Source organism: Bradyrhizobium sp. STM 3809 (assembly GCF_000239795.1).
Lineage (GTDB): Bacteria > Pseudomonadota > Alphaproteobacteria > Rhizobiales > Xanthobacteraceae > Bradyrhizobium.
This window is the reverse complement of sequence record NZ_CAFJ01000403.1, coordinates 1-1,510: the sequence shown is the minus strand read 5'-3', so window position 1 is coordinate 1,510 and position 1,510 is coordinate 1. Positions and strand designations below refer to the sequence as shown.

General features: G+C 67.0%; 2 protein-coding genes. One reads left to right on the top strand and one right to left on the bottom strand.

The window, feature by feature from the left end; all coding sequences use genetic code 11:
• Window positions 1–146 precede the first annotated feature (146 nt).
• The gene (locus BRAS3809_RS36695) at window positions 147–302 is read right to left on the bottom strand and encodes a hypothetical protein (RefSeq protein ID WP_008963864.1); all 156 of its coding nucleotides are present in this window, start codon (window positions 300–302) and stop codon (window positions 147–149) included.
• A 234-nt stretch (window positions 303–536) separates the two neighbouring features.
• Between BRAS3809_RS36695 and BRAS3809_RS19960 the strand changes: the two genes are divergently transcribed.
• A complete protein-coding gene (locus BRAS3809_RS19960) occupies window positions 537–1,505 on the top strand; it encodes an SDR family NAD(P)-dependent oxidoreductase (protein WP_035657089.1) in 969 nt (322 codons plus the stop codon).
• Window positions 1,506–1,510: the final 5 nt, after the last annotated feature.

Sequence of the window (1,510 nt, the reverse complement as noted above, 5' to 3'; positions counted from 1 at the left end):
GCGAGCGCAGCGAAGCAATCCAGGGGCCCGACCACGGTCCTGGATTGCTTCGCTGCGCTCGAAATGACGCAGGAAACGACAGCGCATACGATGCAGGGTCGCGCCTGGCGCGGCCTGTCTCGTCATGATGATGCGCGTCGCGCCGGTCAGATGCCGAGCAGCCAGACGGCGACGATGGTGCCGATCACGGCCAGCCCTGAGATCGTCCAGCCGGTGACATAGGCGCCGTCGCCGGATGCAGCCGGGTCGACCATCGTGTCGCGCCAGTCGTCGTGTCGCCAGTGCCCCTGTTGGTACGCCATGCGAACCTCCTCGAGCCTGCCTCCCCACGGAATAAGTCGGATGCCGGCTCGACGGGTTCAACCCCCGTTCAACCCCAAGGCGAATGTGTTTTCTCGTGCATTGCAGCACAGGTCACCGCCATCGGCTCTGGTCTCGCCCGCCAAACGCCCTAAGCTGCGCCCGCGTTCCGCGAAGAGAACGAGGAAGTCGCAGGGAGCGGCCTTGGCCATCCCGCAGCAGGGAAGGACGACCCAATGAAGGATTTTGCCGGCAGGACCGCTGTGATCACCGGGGGCGGCACGGGCATGGGCCGCGAGCTCGCCCGTCAGCTCGTCGCCGAAGGCTGCAACGTCGCGATGTGCGACGTCTCCGCCGAGGCGATGGCCGAGACCAAACGGCTGTGCGAGGCGGAAAAGCTGCCGCAGGGCCTGCGCGTCACCACCCATGTCGCCGACGTCTCGATCGAGGCGCAGCTGCAGCGCTTTCGCGACGAGCTCGCCGAGCAGCAGGCCACCGACAGGATCCATCTCCTGTTCAACAACGCCGGCATCGGCGGCGGCGGAAGCCTGTTCACCAACTCCAGGGAGCAGTGGGAGCGCACCTTCAACATCTGCTGGGGCGGCGTCTATCTCGGCGTCCGCACCTTCCTGCCGATGCTGCTGAAGGCCGACGAGGCGCACATCGTCAATACTTCGAGCGTCAACGGCTTCTGGGCCTCGGTCGGCATGGGCGTCTCGCACACCGCCTACAGCGCTGCGAAGTTCGCGGTGAAGGGCTTCACCGAAGCGCTGATCAACGACCTCCGCCTCAACGCCCCGCACATCAAATGCTCCGTGGTGATGCCCGGCCATATCGGCACCTCGATCGTGTCGAACTCGCGCAAGCTGCAGAGCGGCACCGAGTCCGACGCGCTCAGCGACACCGAGATCGCCCAGGCCCGCCAGCGCATGAAGGGCATGGGCATCGACGTCTCCGCGATGAGCGACGCCGACATCCAGAACGCCGCCCGCGAGCGCGCCCGCAGCTTCCTCGAGGACGCACCGACGACGGCGGCGCAGGCCGCGAAGATCATCCTCGACGGCGTCAAGGCCGAGCAATGGCGCATCCTCGTCGGCGAAGACGCCAAGCTCCTGGACATGCGCGTGCGCCAGTCGCCGGAGCAGGCCTACGAGCCGGAGTTCTTCCAGCGCTTCGCGCAGGAGGCGGGGTGGAAGCTGGGGTAGGGGGG